Annotated in this window: 18 protein-coding genes and 1 pseudogene; 11 read left to right on the plus strand and 8 right to left on the minus strand. The window is 62.3% G+C overall.

The annotated features are described in order from the left end of the window. Positions 1–23: 23 nt before the first annotated feature. Positions 24–578: pseudogene (locus L6D80_RS11490) on the plus strand (L,D-transpeptidase family protein); the annotation flags it as partial. A 138-nt stretch (positions 579–716) separates the two neighbouring features. Here L6D80_RS11490 and oprI read toward each other — a convergent pair. Beyond that, positions 717–968: an outer membrane lipoprotei OprI gene (gene oprI, locus L6D80_RS11495; protein WP_003259780.1), complete on the minus strand. Its 252-nt coding sequence runs from the start codon at positions 966–968 to the stop codon at positions 717–719. 510 nt (positions 969–1,478) lie between these two features. On the opposite strand from oprI, the gene L6D80_RS11500 reads away from it, so the two are divergent. Further along, entirely contained in the window at positions 1,479–1,760 is a 282-nt protein-coding gene (locus tag L6D80_RS11500) for a GNAT family N-acetyltransferase (protein WP_054901726.1), read from the plus strand. 65 nt (positions 1,761–1,825) lie between these two features. Here the strand turns inward: L6D80_RS11500 and L6D80_RS11505 are convergent, their stop codons facing one another. Continuing rightward, complete coding sequence (locus L6D80_RS11505) at positions 1,826–2,902, minus strand: 3-deoxy-7-phosphoheptulonate synthase (RefSeq protein WP_054901725.1); 1,077 nt, start codon at positions 2,900–2,902, stop codon at positions 1,826–1,828. A gap of 190 nt (positions 2,903–3,092) precedes the next feature. Here L6D80_RS11505 and L6D80_RS11510 point away from each other — a divergent pair, with 190 nt between their 5' ends. The 3 genes from L6D80_RS11510 to cysB all read left to right on the plus strand — a co-directional run bounded on the left by L6D80_RS11510 (position 3,093) and on the right by cysB (position 5,746). Next, positions 3,093–4,040: a putative 2-dehydropantoate 2-reductase gene (locus tag L6D80_RS11510; protein WP_176513775.1), complete on the plus strand. Its 948-nt coding sequence runs from the start codon at positions 3,093–3,095 to the stop codon at positions 4,038–4,040. Positions 4,041–4,144: 104 nt separating this feature from the next. Then, a complete protein-coding gene (locus L6D80_RS11515) occupies positions 4,145–4,642 on the plus strand; it encodes a universal stress protein (RefSeq protein WP_176513773.1) in 498 nt (165 codons plus the stop codon). A gap of 129 nt (positions 4,643–4,771) precedes the next feature. Then, positions 4,772–5,746, plus strand: coding sequence for an HTH-type transcriptional regulator CysB (gene cysB / locus L6D80_RS11520; protein WP_054901723.1), 975 nt, complete (start codon positions 4,772–4,774; stop codon positions 5,744–5,746). 79 nt (positions 5,747–5,825) lie between these two features. Here the strand turns inward: cysB and L6D80_RS11525 are convergent, their stop codons facing one another. The 5 genes from L6D80_RS11525 to rloA all read right to left on the minus strand — a co-directional run bounded on the left by L6D80_RS11525 (position 5,826) and on the right by rloA (position 11,262). After that, positions 5,826–6,560 (minus strand): phosphoadenylyl-sulfate reductase, encoded by a 735-nt coding sequence (locus L6D80_RS11525; RefSeq protein WP_176513771.1) that lies wholly within the window; start codon positions 6,558–6,560, stop codon positions 5,826–5,828. Positions 6,561–6,684: 124 nt separating this feature from the next. After that, positions 6,685–8,028: an aminodeoxychorismate synthase component I gene (gene pabB / locus L6D80_RS11530; RefSeq protein WP_176513770.1), complete on the minus strand. Its 1,344-nt coding sequence runs from the start codon at positions 8,026–8,028 to the stop codon at positions 6,685–6,687. Between the two features lie 176 nt (positions 8,029–8,204). Then, a complete protein-coding gene (locus L6D80_RS11535) occupies positions 8,205–9,185 on the minus strand; it encodes an alpha-L-glutamate ligase-like protein (protein WP_054901720.1) in 981 nt (326 codons plus the stop codon). Continuing rightward, positions 9,185–10,720 carry an osmotic stress tolerance membrane protein RloB gene (rloB, locus tag L6D80_RS11540; RefSeq protein WP_176513768.1) on the minus strand — a complete coding sequence of 512 codons (1,536 nt, stop codon included), beginning with the start codon at positions 10,718–10,720 and terminating at the stop codon, positions 9,185–9,187. The genes L6D80_RS11535 and rloB overlap by 1 nt, the downstream gene beginning before the upstream one ends. A gap of 5 nt (positions 10,721–10,725) precedes the next feature. Then, on the minus strand, positions 10,726–11,262 hold the full coding sequence (gene rloA, locus L6D80_RS11545) for a retropepsin-like aspartic peptidase RloA (protein ID WP_054901718.1): 537 nt from the start codon (positions 11,260–11,262) through the stop codon (positions 10,726–10,728). A gap of 293 nt (positions 11,263–11,555) precedes the next feature. Between rloA and L6D80_RS11550 the strand changes: the two genes are divergently transcribed. From L6D80_RS11550 to prpD, 6 genes are all read left to right on the plus strand, one after another. Next, positions 11,556–12,272: a GntR family transcriptional regulator gene (locus L6D80_RS11550; RefSeq protein WP_176513766.1), complete on the plus strand. Its 717-nt coding sequence runs from the start codon at positions 11,556–11,558 to the stop codon at positions 12,270–12,272. Continuing rightward, positions 12,269–13,159 carry a methylisocitrate lyase gene (prpB, locus tag L6D80_RS11555; protein WP_054901716.1) on the plus strand — a complete coding sequence of 297 codons (891 nt, stop codon included), beginning with the start codon at positions 12,269–12,271 and terminating at the stop codon, positions 13,157–13,159. Before L6D80_RS11550 ends, prpB begins: the two co-directional genes overlap by 4 nt. A gap of 103 nt (positions 13,160–13,262) precedes the next feature. Then, positions 13,263–14,390: a bifunctional 2-methylcitrate synthase/citrate synthase gene (gene prpC, locus L6D80_RS11560; RefSeq protein WP_176513764.1), complete on the plus strand. Its 1,128-nt coding sequence runs from the start codon at positions 13,263–13,265 to the stop codon at positions 14,388–14,390. A 152-nt stretch (positions 14,391–14,542) separates the two neighbouring features. Next, positions 14,543–17,131, plus strand: coding sequence for a Fe/S-dependent 2-methylisocitrate dehydratase AcnD (gene acnD, locus L6D80_RS11565; protein ID WP_176513762.1), 2,589 nt, complete (start codon positions 14,543–14,545; stop codon positions 17,129–17,131). Between the two features lie 61 nt (positions 17,132–17,192). Beyond that, on the plus strand, positions 17,193–18,383 hold the full coding sequence (gene prpF, locus L6D80_RS11570) for a 2-methylaconitate cis-trans isomerase PrpF (protein WP_176513760.1): 1,191 nt from the start codon (positions 17,193–17,195) through the stop codon (positions 18,381–18,383). A 67-nt stretch (positions 18,384–18,450) separates the two neighbouring features. Next, positions 18,451–19,935, plus strand: coding sequence for a 2-methylcitrate dehydratase (gene prpD, locus L6D80_RS11575; protein WP_176513758.1), 1,485 nt, complete (start codon positions 18,451–18,453; stop codon positions 19,933–19,935). Positions 19,936–20,026: 91 nt separating this feature from the next. On the opposite strand, the gene acnB is transcribed toward prpD, so the two are convergent. Beyond that, positions 20,027–22,636, minus strand: coding sequence for a bifunctional aconitate hydratase 2/2-methylisocitrate dehydratase (gene acnB, locus L6D80_RS11580; RefSeq protein ID WP_176513783.1), 2,610 nt, complete (start codon positions 22,634–22,636; stop codon positions 20,027–20,029). Positions 22,637–22,827: the final 191 nt, after the last annotated feature.

Consider the following 22,827-nt stretch of genomic DNA (forward strand, 5'->3'; position numbering starts at 1 on the left):
GGAGATGTGGATAAGATACAGCGGCCAAGACCCCGAACCCGACCTGGACCCCACCTGCCTCGATCCGTGCCGAGCATGCCGCAGATGGTGACATCCTGCCCACCGTGGTGCCGGCTGGGCCGGATAACCCGCTGGGGCCGTTCAAGTTCACCCTGGGCACGCCGGGTTACCTGATCCATGGCTCGAACAAGAAGTTCGGCATTGGCATGCGCACCAGTCATGGCTGTTTCCGCATGCTCAATAACAATGTGTTGGAGCTGTCGAAGATGGTGCCGGTGGGTACGCCGGTACGTATCATCAACGAGCCTTACAAGTTCGGCGTAAGTGGCGGCAAGGTGTATCTCGAGGCCCACACGCCGTTGGACGATCATGGCAATCCGTCGGTGGTCGACAAGCACACGGCGGTTATCAATGCGTTGCTCAAGCGCGAAGACCTGGCCAATAACCTGCGCATGAACTGGGACATGGTTCGTGACGTGGTCGCCGCAGAAGATGGCATGCCGGTAGAAATTGCCGTGCCGGTCAGTAACCAGAACGCAGCACCGATGGTTTCGAGCATTCCGCCCGAACTGCAGTAAGCGTTTTTGCGTCACATCCGGGCCTGCAGCAGGTGAACGCCTGCTGCAGGCCTTTTCATTTGTGCTGGCCGCTTTTGTAGCGGCAATAAAAAAGCCGGCCCACAAGTGGGCCGGCTCCATAACAATCCGCGAGGATTATTACTTGCGGCTGGCTTTGTCCAGCATGCGCAGAGCGCGCTCGTTGGCTTCGTCAGCGGTCTGCTGAGCCTTCTGAGCGGCAGCCAGAGCGTCGTCAGCCTTACGGTAGGCTTCGTCAGCACGGGCTTGAGCGCGAGCTGCTGCGTCTTCAGTCGCAGTCAGACGAGCTTCGGTTTCTTTGGAGACGCTGCTGCAACCGGTAGCCAGAACTGCGGCCAGAGCCAGAGCAGAGAATTTCAGAACGTTGTTCATCGTGTTCCCCTTCAAGGACTTTCTATTAAATAGCCATCTCTCGGAAAAGAGAAACTGGCCGGCGTACATAGTACCCATTACTTGTAGTAAGTAAACTGACAGAGCGCAAGAACTGCAAAAAAAATGTTGCCGTCACGGTGCCCGACAAGATTTGTAGGGCATTTGTGAAAACGCCGTGCAGATGGCGCAAGCGATTGTAGTACGGGAACTTTTTTGTTGAACTAAAGGTGACTTTAACTGTCGGTTAGCGTCTTAAGCCCAAGAGCATCCGGCTGTTGTTGCGGGCATGGCGGGGCAATGGCCCAAGCCACTCGCCCGTGCTACTTTTTAACCGCAATCACCTTGAGCAATCCCGCCTGGCACGCCTACTATTTGAGGTGCTTGCCCTGGTAGAACGATTGCAAGCGAGCCGCGGTCCAAGGGGCAAGAGGTGGCGTAGAGGTTCCTCCGCCGGATAAACCACCATCGGTTAAGGTAAAGGTCTGCCGAAAAGACCTGCGAGGAGTAGTGATGAGTGAAGCGCTGACCATCCACCATGACCAGGCCGGTCATCAGTTCGAGACCACTGTGGACGGTCATCGTGCCTACCTGACGTACATGGACTTGGGTAAGCAGACGCTGGATATCTATCGCACCTTCGTGCCCAACGCCCTGAGGGGGCGCGGTATCGCTGCTGCTTTGACCGAAAAGGCCCTGGAGTACGCCGACCAGATGGGTTACACGGTGATCCCGTCCTGCTCGTACGTGGAGCGCTACATGGAGCGCCAGCAGCGCCATTCGAGCAAGGCCTGACGCCGCGTAGCGCGCACATGCAAAAACGCCGGGCATTGCCCGGCGTTTTCATTGGTGGCCCCCGCTTAGCCGCGCTTGCGCTGCGGCAGCACATCCTTGAGTTTGGCATGCATGCTGCGCAGGGTTTTCTCGGTGGCGGACCAGTCGATGCAGGCATCGGTGACCGACACGCCGTACTGCAGTTCGTCCAGGTTCTTGGGGATCGACTGACAGCCCCAGTTCAGGTGGCTTTCGACCATCAGGCCAATGATCGACTGGTTGCCTTCGAGGATCTGGTTGGCCACGTTCTCCATGACCAGCGGCTGCAGGGCCGGGTCCTTGTTGGAATTGGCATGGCTGCAGTCGACCATGATGTTGGCCTTGATCTTGGCCTTGGCCAGGTCCTGTTCGCACAGCGCAACGCTGACCGAGTCGTAGTTCGGCTTGCCGTTGCCGCCGCGCAGCACCACGTGGCCATAGGGATTGCCCTTGGTGGTGACGATGGACACGCCGCCTTCCTGGTTGATACCCAGGAAACGGTGCGGCTTGGACACCGACTGCAGGGCGTTGATGGCCACGGTCAGGCCGCCATCGGTGCCGTTCTTGAAACCGACTGCCGAAGACAGGCCTGAAGCCATCTCACGGTGGGTCTGGGATTCAGTGGTACGGGCGCCGATGGCCGACCAGCTGATCAGGTCTTGCAGGTACTGCGGGGAAATAGGGTCGAGCGCTTCGGTGGCGGTCGGCAGGCCCATTTCGGCCAGGTCCAGCAGCAGCTTGCGGCCAATGTGCAAGCCATCCTGGATCTTGAACGAGTCATCCAGGTACGGGTCGTTGATCAGGCCCTTCCAGCCAACCGTGGTGCGCGGCTTCTCGAAATACACCCGCATGACCAGGTACAGCGTGTCGGAAACTTCTTCGGCGAGCACCTTCAGGCGCTCAGCGTATTCGTGTGCGGCCTTGATGTCATGGATCGAGCACGGGCCGACCACGACGAACAGGCGATGGTCCTTGCCGTCGAGGATATTGCGCACCACTTCTCGGCCAGCAGTCACGGTCTGCAGGGCCTTGGCGCTGAGGGGGATTTCCTTCTTGAGCTGATCGGGGGTGATCAAGGTCTCGTTGGAGGCAACGTTAAGGTCGTCGATCGGTAAATCAGCCATCGTGTTACTCGTCAGGTCACGGGTGCCGGCCGCCAGCAATCCCCGTGCGGCCCAGCAGCAAGAATGTTCGCAGCGGGGAGCGGAACCTTAACGCGTTACAGGGAGCGCGACAATGGGGTTGCCTGCCGAGGGTGCGCAGAGAGCGCAATCCGGTGTAAAAAAGCCCACCGACCTTTATCTGGAGATCAGCATGGACCCTCGCACACCGCGCATCGGCATCATCGGCAGTGGCGCCATTGGTGGCTTTTATGGGCTGATGCTGGCGCGTGCTGGCTTTGACGTGCATTTTCTGTTGCGCAGTGAGTATGCGGTGGTGCGCGAGCAAGGCCTGAGGCTGGACAGCGCTGTGCATGGGGCTGTGCAAATGACCGTGCAGGCCTATGCCAACGCTGCCGATATGCCGCCATGCGACTGGCTGCTGGTGGGCGCCAAGGCCACCAGCAATGCCGAACTGGCACCGCTGATCGCCCAAGCCGCAGCACCCGATGCCAGGGTGCTGCTGTTGCAGAACGGGCTGGGTGTCGAGGAGCAGCTACGGCCGGCCTTGCCCGGTCACCTGCATCTGCTCGGCGGCTTGTGCTTCATCTGCGTCAACCGCCAGGCCCCTGGCGAAATTCGCCACCAGGCACTGGGCGCCGTCAACCTGGGGTATCACAGCGGGCCCGCCAGCGATGGCGGTACCGCCATCGTCGAGGAGGGGGCGGGGCTGTTCCGGGCCGCAGGGATCGATTCCCAGGCCATGGAAAACCTGGGCCAGGCACGCTGGCAGAAGCTGGTGTGGAACGTGCCCTACAATGGCCTGTCGGTGCTATTGGGCGCCAGTACCGCGCCGTTGATGGCCGATGCCGACAGCCGCGAGCTCGTGAAGGCGCTGATGGCCGAAGTGGTACAAGGCGCGGCGGCCTGTGGCCATCCGTTGCCGGCGGGCTATGCCGAGCACTTGTTCCGGATCACGGAACAGATGCCTGACTACTGGCCAAGCATGTACCACGATCATGTCGGCAAACGGCCACTGGAGCTGCAGGCCATTTACGCCGAGCCGCTGGCCCGGGCCCAGGCAGCCGGCTGTAGCTTGCCCCGTATGCAGCAGCTTTATCAGGCGCTGGCGTTCATTGACCGCAGCAATCGGACCGGCTGAAACCTCTGCAACCCGCGGCGGCAGTGCGCCAGACGACAACGCGAGCGTCTGGCGCACTGCTAAGCTGAAGCTTGCTCTGCCGCAACGGCAGTCGAGGAGGTCGAATGATCCGCTCCATGCTGTACGCCACCGACCTCGGTGTCTATGCCCCGTTCGTCATGCAGCACGCCTTGGCCCTGGCGCGCACCTTCGGTGCGGAGTTGTACCTGATCCATGCTGTCGAGCCGATGGGGCAGTTCGCCGAATCCCTGCTGCAAAGCTATCTCGATGAGCAGACGCTGGATGAGCTGCACAGTGAAGGCGTCAATACGGTAATGGCCAATATCGAGCAGCGGGTGCTCGAGAATTTTCGCGACGAACTGGGCGAGGACGCAGACCTGGCGGTTATCAAGGCGGTGAGGGTGCGCCAGGGCGACCCGGCCCAGGTCATCCTGGAGCAGGCGCAACGGCTGAGTGTCGATCTGTTGATTTTCGGCAGCCACAGTGCGGGCGCCGGGGTGGATGTGCCCATTGGGCGCACCGCGGTGCGCTTGCTGCAATTGTCACCGGTGCCGGTGTACATGGTGCCCCTCTCGCAGCACCTCGGCCGTAGGAAAACGTGAAGCTGGCAGTAGGGTATTTCGGAGATCCGTGTAACAAAATAGTTCTAGTTTTATTTCCAGAACCACTAATATAGTTATATCCCGTCGCTGCCTGCTGCCGCTGACTTACCGCTGATTTGAGGGAAACCTATGAAGCTTCAACAACTGCGCTACATCTGGGAAGTGGCGCACCATGACCTCAACGTCTCCGCGACGGCGCAGAGTCTGTACACCTCGCAGCCGGGGATCAGCAAGCAGATCCGCCTGCTTGAGGATGAACTGGGGGTTGAAGTCTTCGCCCGCAGCGGCAAGCACCTGACCCGCGTCACCCCAGCGGGCGAGCGCATCATCAACACCGCTGGCGAGATTCTGCGCAAGGTCGAGAGCATCAAGCAGATTGCTCAGGAATTCTCCAACGAGAAGAAGGGTACGCTGTCCATCGCCACTACCCACACCCAGGCGCGCTACGCGCTGCCGCCGGTGATCAGCAGCTTCATCAAGCAGTACCCGGAAGTGGCCCTGCACATGCACCAGGGCTCGCCTATGCAGATCGCCGAAATGGCAGCCGACGGTACCGTGGATTTCGCCATTGCCACCGAGGCGCTGGAGCTGTTCGGCGACCTGATCATGATGCCGTGCTACAAATGGAACCGCTGTGTGGTGGTGCCGCAGGGGCACCCGTTGACCAAGCTGCCGAAGCTGACCCTGGAAGCGGTCGCCGAGTATCCGATCGTGACTTACGTGTTTGGTTTCACCGGCCGTTCCAAGCTCGATGAAGCCTTCAACCACCGTGGCCTGACGCCCAAGGTGGTGTTCACCGCGGCGGATGCCGACGTGATCAAAACATACGTACGCCTGGGCCTGGGCGTGGGCATCGTGGCCAAGATGGCGGTGGATACCAAGCTTGATGCCGACCTTGTGGCCCTGGATGCCAGTGAGCTGTTCGAGGCCAGCATCACCAAGATCGGCTTCCGCCGTGGCACCTTCCTGCGGGGGTTCATGTGCGATTTCATCGAGAAGTTCGCGCCGCACTTGACCCGTGAAGTGATGGCCAAGGCCATCCAGTGCCATAACAAGCAGGAACTTGAAGAGTTGTTCGAAGGCGTTGAGCTGCCGGTGCATTAACCGCAGCTACACACCGCCCGTGACAAAAAAGAGCAGCCCGAGCGCGGGCTGCTCTTTTTTTTGGCTGCAGCGCTGCTCTTCAGGCTTTGCTGATCAGGTTGCCGGCATGCAACCCGCATTCTTTCTGGGTTGACTCTTCCCACCACCAGCGGCCTTCGCGCTCATGCTGGTTAGGCAATACCGGGCGGGTGCAGGGCTCGCAGCCAATGCTGATGAAGCCACGCTCATGCAGGCTGTTGTACGGCAGTTCGAGCATGCGGATGTAACCCCATACTTCAGCGCTGGTCATCTGCGCCAACGGGTTGAACTTGTACAAAGTGCGCGCCGGCGTGGAGAACGCGCCGTCGATTTCCAGTGCCGCCACCTGGCTGCGGGTGCCCGGGCTCTGGTCGCGGCGCTGGCCGGTGGCCCAGGCGCTAACGGTGGCGAGCTTGCGCCGCAGGGGTTCGATCTTGCGGATGCCACAGCACTCGCCATGGCCATCCTTGTAGAAGCTGAACAAGCCCTTTTCCTTGACGAACGGGTCCAGCTTGGCGCGGTCCGGGCTGAGAATTTCGATCGGCAGCTGGTACTGCTCGCGCACCTGGTCGATGAACCGGTACGTCTCCGGGTGCAGGCGGCCAGTGTCCAGGCTGAATACCTTGACCTGCTTGTTCAGCTTCCAGGCCATGTCGACCAGCACCACATCCTCGGCGCCACTGAATGAGACCCACAGGTCGTCGCCGAAGTGTTCGAAGGCGAGCTTGAGGATATCCTGCGGGGACTTGTTGGCGTAGGTCGCGGCCAGGGCGGCGACGTCGAAGGGTTGGCTCATCAGGCGGTTTCCATCTTGGCTGTGGCGCTGTGCGCTCGTAATGAGGTGATGGTAACAAAAAATGCCGGGGCAGACGGGCTCAATCGGCGCCTTCCGCTTGGTGGGCAGGGGCGCCCGGGCGGGCTCAGAGCTGCTGCAAGGTCTGCATCAATACCCGCACCTTGGCGATCGATTCCTCGTATTCGGACTGCCAGTCCGAATCCGCCACCACCGCACCGCCCCCCCAGCAATTGACCTGCCCATCCTTGATCAGCAGGCTGCGAATGGCGATTGAGCTGTCCATTTCTCCGCGTACGTCGATGTACAGCAGCGAGCCGCAGTACAGGGCGCGGCGCGTAGGTTCCAGTTCGTCGATGATCTGCATGGCACGAATTTTCGGTGCGCCGGTGATCGAGCCGCCGGGGAAGCTGTCGCCGACCAGGTCCAAGGCATCTTTGCCTGCGGCCAGTCGCCCGGTGATGCTGCTGACCAAGTGGTGAACGTTGGGGTAGCTTTCCAGGCTGAACAGCTCGGGGACCTTCACCGAGCCCGTCTGGCAGGTGCGCCCCAGGTCATTGCGCAGCAGGTCGACGATCATCAGGTTTTCCGAGCGGTCCTTGGGGCTGTTGCGCAGCGCCTCGGCATTGCGCGCATCGATGACCGGGTCTGCCGAGCGTGGTCGGGTACCCTTGATCGGGCGCGTCTCCACCTGGCCTTGGCTGACGCGAATGAAACGCTCCGGAGAAAAGCTCAGCAAGGCACTGCCATCGGCCAGTTGCTGGTAGCCGGAGAACGGTGTCGGGCAGGCCTTGCGCAGAGCCTGGTAAGCCCACCATGGGTCGCCTTGGCAGGGCGCACGGAAGCGCTGGGTGAGGTTGATCTGGTAGCAATCGCCGGCCTGGATGTAGCGTTGCACTCGGTCGAAGGCAGCCTGGTATTGCTCGGGGGTCAGGTCACCTGTCATGGCAGAGAGCAACTGGAAGCTGCTGTTTGCAGCGCTGTCAGGTGTCTTGAACAGGGTAACCAGACGCTCGCGTTGTTCGGCGGCCAGGCTAGGGTGAAACACCAGTTGGCTGGTGGCCAATTGGTGATCGGTGATCAGCGCCCAGTCATAAAGGCCAAGCTGTGCGTCCGGTAGACCAAGATCGTCGTTGGCCAGGCTGGGCAACTGTTCCAGGCGCCGGCCGAAATCGTAGCTCAGGTAGCCGATGAGGCCGCCGGCAAATGGCAACTCGACGCCGGCGGGCAGTTGCGCATTGCCCAGTTGTGCCAGGCCGTCACGCAAACGCTGCAGGAACGTGCGACCGTCCTCACCGGGCTGGGCTTGCAGGTGCTGCAGCGGCCAGGCGCTGAGCAGATCGAAGCGGCCGCGCTCGGCACCGGGGCGGGCACTGTCGAGCAGGATCGCGCCGGGGGCCTGGCGCAGGCGGGCGAAATAGGCGGCGGGGTCGGGCTGGTAGGGCAGGGGGTAAAGCGTACAGGTCGGCATCAGTGTGGACGGCGATGTAAAAGCGAGGAGGGCGATTGTAGACCTGTGTAGGAAATGCGCCTAGCACTGGGCGCGACATTCAAACAGTGTGTGGCGCCGTGGGGCTGCTCGGCAGCCCCTTCGCGGGGCCAGCCCGCTCCTACAGATAACGCGTTAGCCACGCAGCCTGTGCTGACTCAGCGCGGATGCACGTGGCCGAACAGGCTTTGTGCCACCCGCACCCGCTGCTCCGCATCTTCGGTCACGCCGTCCTTGGACAGTGCCTCGATGTGCGCCTCGATGGCATGGGTGCGTTGGGTCAGCCCGGTGTCATTGGCAATCTGGATGTTCAGGCCAGGTCGGGCATTGAGCTCGAGGATCAGTGGCCCCTTTTCCTGGTCCAGCACCATGTCCACGCCGATATAGCCTAACCCGCACAGCTCATAGCAACCGGCCGCCAGCTTCATGAAGCCGTCCCAGTTGGGCAGTTGTACACCGTCCACGGCATTGGTGGTATCCGGATGCTTGCTGATGATGTTGTTCAGCCAGGTGCCGCGCAGGGTCACACCGGTGGCCAGGTCTACCCCTACGCCGATGGCGCCCTGGTGCAGGTTGGCCTTGCCGCCGGACTGGCGGGTCGGCAGGCGCAGCATGGCCATTACCGGGTAGCCCATCAGCACGATGATACGGATGTCCGGTACACCCTCGTAGCTGATGCTCTTGAAGATCTGGTCCGGGGTGACCCGGTACTCGATCAGTGCACGATCGCGATGCCCGCCGAGCGAGTAGAGGCCGGTGAGGATGCTCGAGATCTGGTGCTCGATCTCTTCGTGGCTGATGATCTTGCCCGACACTGTGCGGTAGCGGTCCTCGAAGCGGTCGGCTACCACCAGAATGCCATCACCGCCTGCGCCTTGCGCCGGCTTGATGACGAAATCGTTGCGCCCGCCGATGATCTCGTGGAGCTTGTCGATCTCTTTCTCGGTTTCGATGATGCCGTACATCTCCGGCACGTGAATGCCGGCCGCGAGCGCGCGTTCCTTGGTGATGATCTTGTCGTCGACGATCGGGTACAGGCTGCGCTTGTTGTACTTCAGTACATAGTCCGCATTGCGCCGGTTGATACCCATGATGCCCCGGGCCTCCAGGGCTTTCCAGGTCTTGATCAGGCCGAACATCAGGCGTCAGCCTTCTTCAGGAAAGCCTTGAAGCGCACGAGCTCGGTCAGGCGGTAGCCGCGGTAGCGACCCATCGCCAGCATGAAGCCCACCAGAATCAACAGTACCGCCGGGAAGGTGAAGACGAAGTACACCAGCTCCGGCACCATCATCAGCAGGTGTGCCAGGGAGGCTGCGAACAGGGTGCCGATGGCCACTTTCATGGCATGGCCGCCGCCACGTTCTTCCCAGGTGATCGACAGCCGCTCGATGGTCATGGTCAGGATCACCATCGGGAACAGTGCCACCGACAGCCCGCGTTCCAGGCCCAGTTTGTGGCTGAACAGGCTGATGGCGGCAATCAGCACCACGACGAAGGTCAGCACCACCGACAGGCGCGGCAGCATCTGCAGCTTAAGGTGCTCAAGGTACGAGCGCAGCGACAGGCCCAGTGCGGTGATCACCGTGAACAGCACGATGCCGAAGCCCAGTTGCGTCTCGCGGAAAGCCAGGGCGATCAAGACCGGGGTGAAGGTGCCCAGCGTCTGGATGCCGATCAGGTTGCGCAGTACCAGGATCACCAGCACGCCGATCGGGATCATCACCATGATCATGAAGGTCTGCTGGGTCTGCAGCGGCAGGCCATACAGCGAATACTCGAGGAAGTCGGCGTCGGTGTTCTCGTCGGTCAGCTTGGCCAGGCGGATGGCGTTCATCTCGCTGTTGTTCATGCTGAAGGTGACATTGGCCTTTTTGCCGCCATCGACGGTGATCAGGTTGTCGTCACCGGTCCACCACAGCAGGCGATCGTTGGGCAGGCCCTGCTCGCCGGTGTCCGGGTTGAAGTACAGCCAATCGCTGCCATTGAAGCTGCGCAACCACAGTTCGGGCGTTTGCGGGGTATCGGCCACCAGGCGGATGGTGTGCACCTTCTCCATCGGCACATGGGCGATGGACAGCAGCAGGTCGATCACCTGAGCCTTTTTCATCGACGAGGTATCGCCGGCCAGCAGCAGCTTGACGTTATCGTCGTTGAGGTTGTTGACCCGCTTGATGGTTTCGCTGACGAAGGTCTCGACGTCGGCCGAATGCTGGCGAATAGGCGCCATCAGCGCTTCGGCGGCGATCTTCTCGGGCCCTTCGACCGCCAGGCTGTCACGGAAGGTTGGCCCCTTGATAGTGGTTTTTTCATTGCTGTAGCGCTTGGTCAGCACCAGGCGGTAGTAGAGGGTCTGGTTGCCGCTGGCACGGCGTGCCGACCAGGTGACCTTGCGGTTGCCGTCGGCGCGGTTGACGCTGACCCCGTAGTTGTTGGAGATGAAGCTCTCGTTGAGGCTGACGTAGTCGCGGTTCAGCGGGGGCACGAACATCTGCACCTTGACCGGGTCCTTGGTGCTGGCGACGAACTCGACCTTGGCGTCGATGTTCCACAGGTCATCGGTTTCATCCTCGGTCACCGGGATGCCGAGAACGAGGATCTGATAGGCCGTGACCGCCACGCCGAGCAGCACCAGCACGGTGATCAGGACTTTCAGATGGAGGGTAAGAAAGCGCATCGGGATTACTCTGCTTTGGGAGCGTCGGTGGCACAGGCAGGTTTGCCGGCCGCGTATTTAAGGCTTGGGTCGACCAGCGCGTCGAAGTGCTTGAGCGCCTCGGAGCCGATCAGCAGCGGGAACTGGAAAGCGCTGCGGTCGGTGAGGTTGACTTCGATGGTGCGCCGGGCCTGGCCCATGCAGATTTCGAGTTCGATGACCGGGCGTGCGGTGTAGGCCTTGCCCGACTCCGCATCATAGTCGCCTGCCCGGCGCTTGATCTTGCTGACACGCGCCAGGGGGCGTTCGATCGGGTGCGAATGGGCGGCGTCGATGGCCAGGTAGAAGCGCACCCAGCTTTCGCCGTTGCGCTTGAAACGCTTGATATCGCGGGCGCTCAGGGACGCGGTCTTGGCGCCGGTATCGAGCTTGGCGGCCACTTCCAGGTCAAGGTCGCCAAGGCGGGCATATTCGTTCAGACCATACACGGTCTTGCCCGCCGCCTGGCCAAGGGCCGGCAGCAGGGAAAGGCATAACAGCAATAAAACGGGTGTAAGTCTCATAGTCCTGGCGCGGTGCTGTGCAAGATTCGGGGCAAGGCGACTGGCAACTACTGCGCAAGCTTCCTCGTTAATCTGTCAACAACATGAATTGATGACAAATACACTGTCCATACTCCTTCGGAGGCGCGGCATTCTATCACGCCGATGTCTTGACGCCAGCGCGTCGCGATCTGACAGCGCCGCCGGCGCATAAGTTCGTTCTTAGACGATTGTCGACAATATTGATTTTGTCTTTGACTAGAGCCGCTTGATTCGTTAGTTTCAGCTCAAGAGATTATCAAGGTGTCGACAATATGCTGGACCTCAGCACCCCCAGCGCCACCGCGGCAGACGAAACGGAAACCTTGTCCGAAAACGTCTTCCGGCGCATTCAGGCCGCCATCGTCAAGGGTGATATCGCCCCGGGCAGCAAGATCTCCGAGCCGGAGCTGGCGCGCACCTATGGCATCAGCCGAGGCCCGCTGCGCGAGGCCATCCACCGGCTGGAAGGCCAACGCCTGTTGGTGCGGGTACCCCATGTAGGTGCGCGGGTGGTATCGCTCAACCATGGCGAACTGATCGAGCTGTATGAGATCCGCGAGTCGCTCGAAGGCATGGCCTGCCGCCTGGCTGCCGAGCGCATGAGCCAGGTCGACATCGACGAATTGCGCCGTGTGCTCGATACCCACGAGCGTGATGCCGCGTTTCAGGCCGGGCAGGGCTATTACCAGCAGGAAGGCGACTACGACTTCCACTACCGGATCATCCAGGGCAGTGGCAACCAGACCCTGGTCAAGATGCTCTGTGGCGAGCTTTACCAACTGGTGCGCATGTACCGCATCCAGTTCTCTGCCACGCCCAACCGCCCACGCCAGGCATTCGCCGAGCACCACCGCATACTCGATGCCATTGCCGACCGTGACGGCGAGCTGGCTGAGCTCCTGATGCGCCGCCACATCGGCGCGTCCAAACGCAACATCGAGCGTCACTACCTGGACGCCAACAACAACAGCCCACGAGGTGAGAAATGACTGTGAAGAACACCCCCGGTCAGCGTTTTCGCGACGCCGTTGCCGCCGAACACCCCCTGCAGGTGGTTGGCGCGATCAATGCCAATCATGCGTTGCTGGCCAAGCGCGCGGGCTTCAAGGCCATCTACCTCTCCGGCGGCGGTGTTGCCGCAGGCTCGCTGGGCCTGCCGGACCTGGGCATCACTGGCCTTGACGATGTGCTGACCGACGTGCGCCGCATCACCGACGTCTGCGACCTGCCGCTGCTGGTGGATGTCGACACCGGCTTTGGCGCCTCGGCCTTCAACGTGGCTCGCACGGTGCGTTCGATGAGCAAGTTCGGCGCCGCGGCCATCCACATCGAGGACCAGGTCGGTGCCAAGCGCTGCGGTCACCGGCCGAACAAGGAGATCGTTTCGCAGCAGGAGATGGTCGACCGCATCAAGGCCGCAGTGGATGCCCGCACCGATGACAGTTTCGTGATCATGGCGCGCACCGATGCCCTGGCGGTGGAAGGCCTGAACGCGGCGCTGGACCGCGCTGCAGCCTGCATCGAGGCCGGCGCCGACATGATCTTCCCGGAAGCCATCACTGAGCTTTCGATGTACAAGACCTTCGCCGACCGGGTGAAGGCGCCGATCCTGGCCAACATCACCGAATTCGGTGCCACGCCGTTGTACACCACCCAAGAGCTGGCCGAGGTCGACGTGTCGCTGGTGCTGTACCCGCTGTCGGCGTTCCGCGCCATGAACAAGGCGGCCGAGAATGTCTACACCGCGCTACGCCGTGACGGCACCCAAAAGAACGTGATCGATACCATGCAGACCCGCATGGAGCTCTACGATGCCATTGGTTACCACGCATTCGAGCAGAGCCTCGATGCGCTGTTTGCGCAGAAAAAAGGTTAAGCCTTTGCCAGCCCTTTTGCCGGCAGCCCGGCGATAGGGCGGGGATAGCCACCCGAATTAGCCAGAAAGATATCCATAACAAATTCAAGAAAGGAGAAACACCATGGCCGAAGCAAAAGTTCTCAGTGGCGCAGGCCTGCGTGGCCAGGTAGCCGGCCAGACTGCGCTGTCGACCGTCGGCCAGGCCGGTGCCGGCCTGACCTACCGGGGCTACGACGTGCGCGACCTGGCGGCCGGTGCCGAGTTCGAGGAAGTGGCCTACCTGCTGCTATACGGCGAGCTGCCGAGCAAGGCCGAGCTGGACGCGTACAAGCACAAACTCAAGGGCCTGCGCGACCTGCCGCAGGCACTGAAAGAGGTACTCGAGCGTATCCCGCTCAATGCCCATCCGATGGACGTGATGCGCACGGGGTGCTCGGTGCTGGGCACCCTGGAACCGGAACTGACCTTCGAGGCCCAGCGCGACAAGACCGATCGCCTGCTGGCATTGTTCCCGGCGGTGATGTGCTACTGGTACCGCTTCACCCACCATGGCGTGCGTATCAACTGCACCAGCGACGAGGACACCCTCGGCGGCCACTTCCTGCACCTGCTGCACGGTAAGAAGCCGAGCGACCTGCACGTCAAGGTGATGAACGTTTCGCTGATCCTCTACGCCGAGCACGAGTTCAACGCCTCGACCTTCACGGCCCGTGTTTGCGCCTCGACCCTGTCCGACCTGTACTCCTGCGTCACGGCGGCCATTGGCTCACTGCGCGGCCCGTTGCACGGCGGTGCCAACGAAGCGGCGATGGAGCTGATCGAACGTTTCCAGAGCCCGCAGGAGGCCACCACCGAGCTGTTGCGCATGCTCGAGCGCAAGGACAAGATCATGGGCTTTGGCCATGCCATCTACAAAGAGTCCGACCCGCGCAACGAGGTGATCAAGGGTTGGTCGAAGCAGTTGGCCGACGAGGTGGGGGACAAGGTGCTGTACCTGGTCTCGGAGGCCATCGACAAGACCATGTGGGAGCAGAAGCGCCTGTTCCCCAATGCCGACTTCTACCATGCCTCGGCTTATCACTTCATGGGTATCCCGACCAAGCTGTTCACCCCGATCTTCGTCTGCTCGCGTCTCACCGGCTGGGCGGCGCACGTGTTCGAGCAGCGCGCCAACAACCGCATCATCCGCCCGAGCGCCGAGTATGTCGGCGTCGAGCAGCGCGCGTTCGTGCCGATCGAGCAGCGCTGATACAGGCCCTGTAGCGAACCGGTGGGAGCCGGCTTGCTGGCGATGAAGGCGTCGCCTGATGCGGCCCGATCGCCGCCAAATCGACTCCCACAGTGATCGCAGCGTCTGTGAGCCTTATCCACGACCGTACCGTGACCGAGCCTGATAACGATATGAACACTGCATACCGCAAGAACCTGCCAGGCACTGACCTGGATTATTTCGATGCCCGCGCCGCGGTCGAGGCCATCCAGCCAGGCGCATACGACGGCCTGCCTTATACCTCCCGCGTGCTCGCTGAAAACCTGGTACGCCGCTGCGACCCGCCTACCCTGAATGCCTCGCTTGGTCAACTGATCGAGCGCAAGCGCGACCTGGACTTCCCATGGTTCCCCGCCCGCGTGGTGTGCCACGATATCCTCGGCCAGACCGCATTGGTCGACCTGGCCGGTCTGCGTGACGCCATCGCCGAAAAAGGGGGCGACCCGGCTGCGGTCAACCCGGTAGTGCCGGTGCAATTGATCGTCGACCATTCCCTGGCGGTCGAGTGCGGCGGTTTCGACCCGCAGGCGTTCGACATGAACCGCGCCATCGAAGACCGTCGCAACGAAGACCGCTTCCACTTCATCAACTGGACCAAGAAGGCGTTCAAGAACGTCGATGTCATCCAGCCTGGCAACGGCATCATGCACCAGATCAACCTGGAGAAGATGTCACCGGTGATCCACAACGACCGTGGCGTGGCCTACCCGGACACCTGCGTCGGCACCGACAGCCACACCCCGCATGTAGACGCCCTGGGCGTGATCGCCATCGGCGTCGGTGGCCTTGAAGCCGAAAACGTCATGCTTGGCCGCGCTTCGTGGATGCGCCTACCGGAAATCGTCGGCGTCGAGCTCGGCGGCAAGCTGGCCCCGAACATCACTGCCACTGACCTGGTGCTGGCCCTGACCGAATTCCTGCGCAAGCAGAAAGTGGTCGGCGCCTATCTCGAGTTCTACGGCGAAGGTGCTCGCGCCCTGACGCTCGGCGACCGTGCGACCATCTCCAACATGGCCCCGGAATACGGGGCGACCGCTGCGATGTTCGCCATCGATCAGCAGACCATCGATTACCTCAAGCTGACCGGCCGGGAAGAACAGCAGGTCAAGCTGGTGGAAACCTACGCCAAGGCCACGGGCCTGTGGGCCGACGCCCTGGTCAAGGCCGAGTACGAGCGCGTGCTGCACTTCGATCTGTCGAACGTGGTCCGTAACATGGCTGGCCCGTCCAACCCCCATGCCCGCGTCGCCACCAGCGAGCTGGCGGCCAAGGGCATTGCCGGCGCCTGGGACGACGTGCCGGGCCAGATGCCTGATGGCGCAGTGATCATTGCGGCCATCACCAGTTGCACCAATACCAGCAACCCGCGCAATGTGATCGCCGCTGGGCTGCTGGCGCGCAACGCCAACAAGCTTGGTCTGGTACGCAAGCCCTGGGTCAAGTCGTCGCTCGCCCCTGGCTCCAAGGCCGTGCAGTTGTACCTGGAAGAGGCCGGGCTGGAGAAAGAGCTGGAACAACTGGGCTTTGGTATCGTCGCCTTCGCGTGCACCACCTGCAACGGCATGTCCGGCGCGCTGGACCCTGTGATCCAGCAGGAGATCATCGACCGCGACCTGTATGCCACCGCAGTCCTGTCGGGTAACCGCAACTTCGACGGGCGTATTCACCCCTATGCCAAGCAGGCGTTTCTCGCGTCGCCGCCGCTGGTGGTGGCCTATGCCATCGCCGGCACCATCCGCTTCGACATCGAGAAAGACGTACTGGGCGTGGTCGATGGCCAGGAAATCCGCCTCAAGGACATCTGGCCAAGCGATGAAGAGATCGATGCGGTAGTGCGCGCGGCGGTCAAGCCGGAGCAGTTCCGCAAGGTGTACATCCCGATGTTCGCCATCGAGGAAGACCGCGGGCCGAAAGTGGCGCCGTTGTATGAGTGGCGCCCGATGAGCACCTACATCCGCCGTCCGCCGTACTGGGAAGGCGCGCTGGCCGGTGAGCGCACCCTACGCGGCATGCGCCCGCTGGCGGTGCTGCCGGACAACATCACCACCGACCACCTGTCGCCGTCCAATGCCATTCTGCTCGACAGCGCCGCAGGCGAGTACCTGGCGAAAATGGGCTTGCCGGAGGAGGACTTCAACTCGTATGCGACCCACCGTGGCGACCACTTGACGGCGCAGCGCGCCACCTTCGCCAACCCCAAGCTGTTCAACGAAATGGTGCGCAAGGAAGACGGTAGCGTGAGGCAGGGTTCGCTGGCGCGGATCGAGCCAGAAGGCAAGGTGACCCGCATGTGGGAAGCCATCGAAACCTACATGGCGCGCAAGCAGCCGCTGATCATCGTGGCCGGTGCCGACTATGGCCAGGGTTCGTCCCGCGACTGGGCGGCCAAGGGTGTGCGCCTGGCCGGTGTGGAGGCAATCGTGGCCGAGGGGTTCGAGCGTATTCACCGTACCAACCTGGTGGGCATGGGCGTGTTGCCGCTGGAGTTCAAGCCGGGCACTGACCGCAAGACCCTCGGCCTGGATGGCAGCGAGACCTATGACGTGCTGGGTGAGCGCAAGCCGCGTGCAACCCTGACGCTGGTGGTAACCCGCCGTAATGGTGAGCGCGTCGAGGTGCCAGTGACCTGCCGTCTGGACACTGCCGAGGAAGTGTCGATCTACGAGGCGGGTGGGGTGTTGCAACGCTTCGCCCAGGACTTCCTCGAAGCGACCGCATAGTTGCAGGGGGCTGCAACGCAGCCCCAAGGGTTATCTGCATATCAGACAGGACAACCAAGCAATGGCTCATGTACCGCAAACAAGAATTCCCGCCACCTACCTGCGTGGCGGTACCAGCAAAGGCGTGTTCTTCCGCCTGCAAGACCTGCCCGAACGGGCCCAGGTCCCAGGCCCGGCCCGCGACGCGTTGCTGCTACGGGTAATCGGTAGCCCTGACCCGTACGGCAAGCAGATCGATGGCATGGGCGGCGCCACGTCGAGCACCAGCAAGACCGTGATCCTGTCGAAAAGCCTCAGGCCTGATCACGATGTCGATTACCTGTTCGGCCAGGTGGCCATCGATAAGGCGTTCGTCGATTGGAGCGGCAACTGCGGCAACCTGTCCGCTGCGGTCGGCTCGTTCGCCATCAGCAACGGTCTGGTCGAGCCGGCACGTATCCCGCGCAATGGCACTGCCACCGTACGCATCTGGCAAGCCAACATCGGCAAGACCATCATCGCCCATGTGCCGATCACCGAAGGCGAAGTGCAGGAAACCGGCGACTTCGAACTCGACGGCGTTACGTTTCCAGCAGCCGAAGTGCAGCTTGAGTTCCTCGACCCGGCGGCTGACGAGGACGGCGACGGCGGCGCGATGTTCCCTACCGGCAACCTGGTGGATGACCTGGAAGTGCCCGGCATAGGCACCTTCAAGGCCACCTTGATCAATGCAGGCATCCCGACCATCTTTGTCAACGCGGCCGATATCGGCTACACCGGCACCGAGTTGCAGGATGCGATCAACGGTGACCCACACGCGTTGACCCGTTTCGAGACAATCCGCGCCTACGGCGCCGTGCGTATGGGCCTTATCGAGCATGTCGACCAGGCAGCCGGGCGTCAGCATACGCCGAAGGTGGCTTTCGTTGCGCCGCCGAACTCCTACACTGCGTCCAGTGGCAAGGCCGTTTCGGACACTGATATCGACCTGCTGGTGCGTGCGTTGTCCATGGGCAAGTTGCACCACGCAATGATGGGCACTGCCGCGGTGGCCATCGGGACCGCTGCCGCCATCCCGGGCACGCTGGTCAACCTTGCCGCTGGCGGGGGCGAGCGCAGCGCCGTGCGTTTCGGGCACCCCTCCGGCACCTTGCGGGTCGGGGCCCAGGCGCGGCAGGTGGAAGGTGAGTGGACCGTGACCAAGGCAATCATGAGCCGCAGCGCACGGGTGCTGATGGAAGGCTGGGTGAGGGTGCCTGGCGACAGCTTCTGACGCACCACTGGCGCTTGGTTTTGGCTGAGTCGGGCTGCCCAGCAGCCCCAATTCACAGGAGCTGCAGATGAGCGCCAACGTCGACCTGAATGACCGCCCGGACTATGACCGGGTATTGCAAACCCTCGCTGACTACGTGCTCACCTACCGGGTCGAGTCCCCTGAAGCGCTGGACACCGCGCGCAATTGCCTGATGGACACGCTCGGCTGTGGCTTGCTGGCCCTGCGTTTTCCCGAATGCACCAAACTTCTTGGCCCGCTGGTGGAGGGCACCGTGGTACCCAACGGCGCGCGTGTGCCGGGCACGTCCTACCGGCTTGACCCGGTCAAGGCCGCCTGGGATATCGGCTGTGCCGTGCGCTGGCTGGATTACAACGACACCTGGCTGGCGGCCGAATGGGGCCACCCCTCCGACAACCTCGCAGGCATCCTGGCGGTGGCTGATCACCTGTCACAACGGCGCGTGGCCAGCGGTGAAGCGCCGCTGGTCATGCGTGATGTGCTCCAGGCCATGGTCATGGCCCATGAGATCCAGGGTGTGCTGGCACTGGAGAACGCGTTCAACCGCGTCGGCCTGGACCACGTGCTGCTGGTCAAGGTCGCGTCCACTGCCGTGTGTGCCAAGTTGATGGGGGCCAACCGCGAGCAACTGCTGTCGGCGTTGTCCCATGCCTTTGTCGACGGCCAGGCGTTGCGCACCTATCGCCATGCCCCTAACGCCGGTTCGCGCAAGTCCTGGGCGGCGGGCGACGCCTCCAGCCGCGGCGTGCGCCTGGCCGATATCGCGCTGCGTGGCGAGATGGGCGTGCCGGGTGTGCTGACGGCGCCGCAATGGGGGTTTAACGATGTGTCGTTCAGCCACACCAACAAGGACCTGGCGCTCAAACCTGCGGACCAGCAGGCACTGCGCCTGCCGCAACCCTTGGGTAGCTACGTGATGGAAAACGTGTTGTTCAAGATCAGCTTTCCGGCCGAGTTTCATGCCCAGACCGCCTGCGAAGCGGCAATAATCCTGCACCCGCAGGTGCGCAACCGGTTGCATGAAATCGACCGCATCGTCATCCGTACCCAACAGTCGGCTATCCGTATCATCTCCAAACAGGGCCCACTCGCGAACGCGGCCGACCGTGACCACTGCCTGCAGTACATGGTGGCGGTGCCGCTGATTTTCGGGCAACTGGTGGCCGAACACTACGAGGACGCCTTCCATGCTGCGCACCCAAGCATTGACCGCCTGCGCGAAAAGATGGAAGTGATCGAGGAGCCGCGCTTCAGCCGCGAATACCTGGAGCCGGACAAGCGCTCGATCGCCAACGGCTTGCAGGTGTTCTTCAAGGACGGCAGCAGTACCGAGCCCGTGGTGGTGGAATACCCGCTGGGGCATCGGCGCCGGCGCGGCGAGGGTATACCCTTGCTGGAGCGAAAGTTCAGGGAGAACCTGGCAACGCGGTTCGCGCGGCAGCGCTGTGTGGATATTTTCGAGCTGTGCGAGGATCAGCAGCGGCTGGAGGATACGGCGGTGCACAGGTTTGTGGATTTGTTCGTGATTTGAGAGTGCCCTTGGCCAACGCCAAGCCCTTGCAGAACCCACAAAAAAAGCCCCGGCATCACTGCCGGGGCTTTTGCTTGCTACTTACAATCGCTTACGCCTGGACCACTGGGATCTTGGCGTTGGCTGCCGCTTCACGGAACTCGGCAATCTGGTCGAAGCTCAGGTAGCGGTAGACGTCGGCAGCCATGCTGTCGATGTCCTTGGCGTACTGCATGTACTCTTCGACGGTCGGCAGCTTGCCGATGATCGAAGCGACTGCAGCCAGCTCGGCCGAGGCCAGGTACACGTTGGTCGCGTCGCCCAGACGGTTCGGGAAGTTTCGGGTCGAGGTGGAAACCACGGTCGAACCGGTCTGCACACGTGCCTGGTTACCCATGCACAGCGAGCAGCCTGGCATTTCCATGCGTGCACCGGCTTTGCCGTAGATGCCGTAGTAGCCTTCTTCGGTCAGCTGGTGGGCGTCCATCTTGGTTGGCGGAGCCAGCCACAGACGGGTCGGAATGCCGCCCTTGACCTTGTCCAGCAGCTTGCCGGCAGCACGGAAGTGGCCGATGTTGGTCATGCACGAACCGATGAACACTTCGTCGATCTTCTCGCCCTGTACCGAGGACAGCAGGCGGGCATCGTCCGGGTCGTTCGGCGCGCAGAGCACAGGCTCCTTGACGTCGGCCAGGTCGATTTCGATGATCTCGGCGTATTCGGCATCGGCGTCGGCCGACAGCAGCTCAGGCTTGGCCAGCCAGGCTTCCATGGCCTGGGCACGGCGCTCCAGGGTGCGGGCATCGCCGTAGCCTTCGCCGATCATCCAGCGCAGCAGGGTGATGTTGGACTGCAGGTATTCGGCGATGGCCTTTTCCGGCAGCTTGATGGTGCAACCGGCAGCGGAACGCTCGGCCGAGGCGTCGGACAGCTCGAAAGCCTGCTCGACGGTCAGGTCGTTGAGGCCTTCGATCTCCAGGATGCGGCCGGAGAAGGCGTTTTTCTTACCCTTCTTCTCGACGGTCAGCAGGCCCTTCTGGATGGCGTAGTAAGGGATGGCATGGACCAGGTCACGCAGGGTGATGCCGGGTTGCAGTTTGCCCTTGAAACGCACCAGGATCGACTCTGGCATGTCCAGCGGCATGACGCCGGTGGCGGCGGCGAAGGCCACCAGGCCGGAACCGGCCGGGAACGAGATGCCGATCGGGAAGCGGGTGTGCGAGTCACCACCGGTACCGACGGTGTCCGGCATCAGCATGCGGTTCAGCCAGCTGTGGATGATGCCGTCGCCTGGGCGCAGCGACACGCCGCCACGGGTGCGGATGAAGTCTGGCAGGGTGTGGTGGGTGGTGACGTCGATTGGCTTAGGATAAGCCGCGGTGTGGCAGAACGACTGCATGACCAGGTCGGCGGAGAAGCCCAGGCACGCCAGGTCTTTCAGCTCGTCGCGGGTCATCGGGCCGGTGGTGTCCTGGGAACCGACGGTGGTCATCTTCGGTTCGCAGTAGGCGCCTGGACGCACGCCCTGGCCTTCTGGCAGACCGCAGGCGCGACCGACCATTTTCTGTGCCAGGGTGAAGCCCTTGCCGGAATCGGCAGGTTGCTCTGGCTTCTTGAACAGGTCCGAGGCACCCAGGCCCAGCTCGGCGCGGGCTTTTTCGGTCAGGCCACGGCCGACGATCAGCGGGATACGGCCGCCAGCGCGGACTTCGTCAAGCAGCACTTCGGTTTTCAGCTCGAAGTTGGTGACCAGTTCGTCGCTGTCGTGACGGCGTACTTCACCTTTGTATGGGTACACGTCGATGACGTCGCCCATGGCCAGGTTGGTGCAGTCGAACTCGATCGGCAGGGCGCCGGCGTCTTCCATGGTGTTGTAGAAGATCGGGGCGATCTTGGTGCCGAAGCAGAAGCCACCCGCGCGCTTGTTCGGCACGTAGGGGATGTCGTCGCCGAAGAACCACAGCACCGAGTTGGTAGCCGATTTACGCGAGGAGCCAGTACCGACCACGTCACCGACGTAGGCGACCGGGAAGCCCTTGGCCTTGACCGCTTCGATCTGCTCCAGCGGGCCGACCGAACCAGGCTGCTGTGGCTCGATGCCGTCGCGGGCCATCTTCAGCATGGCCAGGGCGTGCAGCGGGATGTCAGGGCGCGACCAGGCGTCCGGGGCAGGGGAGAGGTCGTCGGTGTTGGTTTCGCCTGGCACCTTGAACACGGTCAGGGTGTATTTGTCGGCGATGGCCGGGCGCGAGGTGAACCACTCGCCAGCAGCCCAGGACTCCAGCACGGCCTTGGCGTGGGCGTTGCCAGCCTTGGCTTTTTCGGCCACATCGTGGAAGGCATCGAACATCAGCAGGGTGTGCTTGAGCTGTTCGGCCGCGACGGCGCCCAGTTCGGCGTCATCCAGCAGCGCGACCAGCGTTTCGATGTTGTAGCCGCCCTGCATGGTGCCCAGCAGTTCGATGGCGTGCTTGCGGTCGATCAGAGGCGACGTGGCTTCGCCCTTGGCGACGGCGGAGAGGAATGCAGCCTTGACGTAGGCGGCTTCGTCCACCCCTGGCGGAACGCGGTTGGTGATCAGGTCTACGAGGAAGGCTTCTTCGCCGGCCGGCGGGTTTTTCAGCAGCTCGACCAGGCCTGCAGTTTGTTCGGCGTTCAGCGGCTGGGGCACGATACCCAGGGCGGCACGCTCTTCGATGTGTTTGCGGTAGGCTTCAAGCACAGTTATTACCCTCATCAGTGGTCCCTAAAGGGAGTCCGGGACGCTCATCCAGCATTCAATGCACCCATGCGCAATCACGGCTTTTTGAGCCGCCCAGCCAGGGTCGCAGAGAATCCTTACAGAAGCTGCTTTCAAAGTTTTACGCCTGCAGAACGGGAGCTGATGAGGGCTGGCGCGGGCATGCGAGGGTG

This window comes from Pseudomonas ceruminis (assembly GCF_021602025.1).
GTDB lineage: Bacteria > Pseudomonadota > Gammaproteobacteria > Pseudomonadales > Pseudomonadaceae > Aquipseudomonas > Aquipseudomonas ceruminis.

Bases quoted from the DNA above. Each gene is read 5' to 3' on its own strand.
- oprI (WP_003259780.1), bottom strand. From the start codon at position 968: ATGAACAACGTTCTGAAATTCTCTGCTCTGGCTCTGGCCGCAGTTCTG.
- L6D80_RS11500 (WP_054901726.1), top strand. From the start codon at position 1,479: ATGAGTGAAGCGCTGACCATCCACCATGACCAGGCCGGTCATCAGTTC.
- L6D80_RS11505 (WP_054901725.1), bottom strand. From the start codon at position 2,902: ATGGCTGATTTACCGATCGACGACCTTAACGTTGCCTCCAACGAGACC.
- L6D80_RS11510 (WP_176513775.1), top strand. From the start codon at position 3,093: ATGGACCCTCGCACACCGCGCATCGGCATCATCGGCAGTGGCGCCATT.
- L6D80_RS11515 (WP_176513773.1), top strand. From the start codon at position 4,145: ATGATCCGCTCCATGCTGTACGCCACCGACCTCGGTGTCTATGCCCCG.
- cysB (WP_054901723.1), top strand. From the start codon at position 4,772: ATGAAGCTTCAACAACTGCGCTACATCTGGGAAGTGGCGCACCATGAC.
- L6D80_RS11525 (WP_176513771.1), bottom strand. From the start codon at position 6,560: ATGAGCCAACCCTTCGACGTCGCCGCCCTGGCCGCGACCTACGCCAAC.
- pabB (WP_176513770.1), bottom strand. From the start codon at position 8,028: ATGCCGACCTGTACGCTTTACCCCCTGCCCTACCAGCCCGACCCCGCC.
- L6D80_RS11535 (WP_054901720.1), bottom strand. From the start codon at position 9,185: ATGTTCGGCCTGATCAAGACCTGGAAAGCCCTGGAGGCCCGGGGCATC.
- rloB (WP_176513768.1), bottom strand. From the start codon at position 10,720: ATGCGCTTTCTTACCCTCCATCTGAAAGTCCTGATCACCGTGCTGGTG.
- rloA (WP_054901718.1), bottom strand. From the start codon at position 11,262: ATGAGACTTACACCCGTTTTATTGCTGTTATGCCTTTCCCTGCTGCCG.
- L6D80_RS11550 (WP_176513766.1), top strand. From the start codon at position 11,556: ATGCTGGACCTCAGCACCCCCAGCGCCACCGCGGCAGACGAAACGGAA.
- prpB (WP_054901716.1), top strand. From the start codon at position 12,269: ATGACTGTGAAGAACACCCCCGGTCAGCGTTTTCGCGACGCCGTTGCC.
- prpC (WP_176513764.1), top strand. From the start codon at position 13,263: ATGGCCGAAGCAAAAGTTCTCAGTGGCGCAGGCCTGCGTGGCCAGGTA.
- acnD (WP_176513762.1), top strand. From the start codon at position 14,543: ATGAACACTGCATACCGCAAGAACCTGCCAGGCACTGACCTGGATTAT.
- prpF (WP_176513760.1), top strand. From the start codon at position 17,193: ATGGCTCATGTACCGCAAACAAGAATTCCCGCCACCTACCTGCGTGGC.
- prpD (WP_176513758.1), top strand. From the start codon at position 18,451: ATGAGCGCCAACGTCGACCTGAATGACCGCCCGGACTATGACCGGGTA.